Source organism: Pseudomonas bohemica (assembly GCF_002934685.1).
GTDB lineage: Bacteria > Pseudomonadota > Gammaproteobacteria > Pseudomonadales > Pseudomonadaceae > Aquipseudomonas > Aquipseudomonas bohemica.
The window spans coordinates 1-2801 of the sequence record NZ_NKHL01000037.1; the positions used below are offsets into that span (position 1 = coordinate 1).

Annotated in this window: 3 protein-coding genes; 1 reads left to right on the top strand and 2 read right to left on the bottom strand. The window is 56.2% G+C overall.

Annotated features, from left to right (window positions below):
* The coding region (locus CE491_RS00200; protein ID WP_110946384.1) for an ATP-binding protein at positions 1 to 1016 on the bottom strand (1016 nt) is incomplete at its 3' end.
* A 196-nt stretch (positions 1017 to 1212) separates the two neighbouring features.
* Here CE491_RS00200 and CE491_RS00205 point away from each other — a divergent pair.
* On the top strand, positions 1213 to 2163 hold the full coding sequence (locus CE491_RS00205) for a LysR family transcriptional regulator (protein WP_110946385.1): 951 nt from the start codon (positions 1213 to 1215) through the stop codon (positions 2161 to 2163).
* On the opposite strand, the gene CE491_RS00210 is transcribed toward CE491_RS00205, so the two are convergent.
* Positions 2117 to 2347, bottom strand: coding sequence for a PA3496 family putative envelope integrity protein (locus CE491_RS00210; protein ID WP_110946386.1), 231 nt, complete (start codon positions 2345 to 2347; stop codon positions 2117 to 2119). The genes CE491_RS00205 and CE491_RS00210 overlap by 47 nt on opposite strands.
* Between the last annotated feature and the right edge of the window lie 454 nt (positions 2348 to 2801).

Sequence of the window (2801 nt, forward strand, 5' to 3'; positions counted from 1 at the left end):
GCGTTGATGCGGAACTGCAACGCGAAACCGCGGTGAATGATGTCTTCCTGTTTGATCGAGAGCGGCAGGCCAGAGGCGATGCGGATCTGCTCGCGAACGATGTCGATGCCGGTGATCTCTTCGGTGATGGTGTGCTCCACCTGCACCCGGGTGTTCATCTCCATGAAGTACACCTCGCCCTCGGCGAGCAGAAACTCCACGGTGCCAGCGTTCTCGTAACCCACGGCCTTGGCCGCGCGCACCGATAGGTCGCCGATATAAGCGCGCTGTTCCGGGGTCAGTTGAGGGCTGGGGGCGATCTCGATGAGCTTTTGGTTACGCCGCTGGATCGAGCAGTCGCGCTCGAACAAGTGCACGACGTTGCCGAAGCTGTCTCCGAGGATCTGCGCTTCGATATGCTTGGGATTGACGATGCATTTTTCGAGGAAGACTTCGGCCTTGCCGAATGCCTTGGTCGCTTCGGAAATGACCCGAGGAAACGCCTGCTCCAGTTCTTCCCGGCTGTTGCAGCGACGAATCCCGCGACCGCCACCACCAGACGTGGCTTTGAGCATCACGGGGTAACCGATGCGATCGCCTTCCACCAATGCCTCGGAGATGTCGGCAACGTTGCCTTCGGTGCCGGGTGTGACCGGCACACCGGCTTTGATCATGCTGCGCCGGGCCTCGGTCTTGTCACCCATGCGGCGGATGACTTCAGCGGATGGCCCGATGAACTTAATGCCACGTTCGGCGCAAATCTCCGCCAGTTCTGCGTTTTCAGAGAGAAAGCCGTAACCGGGGTGCAATGCATCGCAACCGGTTTCCACAGCCAGGTTCACCAACTTGCGCGGGTTCAGATAACCCTCCAGCGGCTCGGAACCGATGCCGTAAGCCTCATCCGCACGCTTTACGTGGAGCGCATGGCGGTCCGCGTCGGAGTAGATCGCAACCGAGCGGATGCCCATTTCGGCGCAAGCGCGCACAATTCGGACAGCAATTTCTCCGCGGTTGGCGATCAGGATTTTTGTTATCACTGGCATTTCCTCGACCGATGAGCAGACGGACCGGAAACCCCGGTCAGTACGGCGCGACACACCGTTACAGCATGTTGCCTCGCAGATGGAGCCACCCTATTCCGAATCAGTAATTAACAAAAATGAGTAAAAATTGGGTTAAACATAAGTAAAACCTTATAGTCATTGCTTCGATATTTTTTGGAGTAGCGTCAAATTGCGTAAGTCATTGATGCGTATGACGTTGCGTCAGTTGCGAATCTTCAATGAGGTTTGCGATCTGCGTTCCTACAGCCGTGCGGCTGAGGAAATGTCGCTCACACAACCGGCGGTCAGCCTACAGATTCGTCAGTTGGAAGAGCTGATTGGCCAACCGTTGTTCGAGTACGTCGGTAAAAAGCTCTACCTAACCGAAGCCGCCGAAGCGTTGCAGCTGGCCAGTCGAGATATTTTCGGGCGCCTGGAAAACCTCGACATGCAACTGTCGGACATGCAGGGCTCGCTTCAAGGACAATTGAAGCTGGCGATCGAGTCCAGTGCCAAATACTTCGTTCCGCACCTTTTTGCCGCTTTTAAGCACCAATATCCAGACGTTATGCTCAATCTTACTGTGGTAAACCGCGCTCAAGTCATCAGACGGCTCTCGGACAATCGGGACGATTTGGTGGTCATGTCGATGGTCCCGCAGGACATGGGGCTGGAGTTTTTACCCTTTCTGAATAATCCGATCGTTGCGGTGGCGCGGCCGGATCACCCGTTATCGTTTCTGCCCAACCTCACGCTGAAAGACCTTGAAGGCCATACTCTGGTCATTCGCGAACAAGGCTCGGGCACGCGCAAGGCATGTGAGGAGTATTTCAAGGAGAAGCGCATTCACTTCGAGCACTCATTGGAAGTGTCGTCAGCCGAAGCGCAGCGTGAATGCGTAGTGGCAGGCTTGGGCGTGGCCCTGCTGACCAGGCATGCGCTGAGCCTGGAACTGGCCACCGGCACGCTGAAAGAACTGCCAGTGGCCGAGTTGCCGCTGTATCGAAGCTGGTGCGTCGTACAGGCGCGGGATAAACGTCTGTCGCCGGTCGCTCACGCTTTCCTTGCGTTCATTCGCACCGAGCGGGCACAGATTACCGAGCTGGTCGCACGCTTTGACGGGCATCTTCCGACGCGCTAGCGCTCTGCCAGAAGTTGGCGGAGGTCGCATCGAGGTAATCGGAGAGTTCCTGATTCAGCCGCCTTTCTTCCGAGTAGGTCTCAATCGCGCGCCTGAACGCCATGCGGCGCTGGTCTTCCTGCTGACGGCGGGTCTTGGCGCTGGAGGTGCTGTGCTGCTGCGAGTCATCGTAGTGCCGAGGCATATCCTGTCTCCCATTGCGTGTGCGGGAGTACAGAGTGGCGGGAAGCAATGACGATCAGGAGTAGTAAGCGTTACAAGTTGGTGAAGATTGTGAGTGCAGATTTATTAAAACTGTGGGGGTGAGCTTGCTCACGAATAGGGCAAGTCCAGGCGAAGCATTTCTAGCGCTTGAAAGTCAGCATTCGTGAGCAAAGCTCACTCCCACAGGTACGGCGCATAGCCTTCACATGGCAGCGAGTCTCAATCCTCAGCCGACTTGATTGACCTCGGTGACAGACGCAGGCTGCGCAAGCTGCTTGGTGAAGATTGTGAGTGCAGATTTATTAAAACTGTGGGGGTGAGCTTGCTCACGAATAGGGCAAGTCCATGCGAAGCGTTTCTAGGTTTTGTACGAAAAGTATTGCCGCATACAACGTAGGCTGCAGGCCAGCGTGACCATGGCTGCGTAGCTCTTG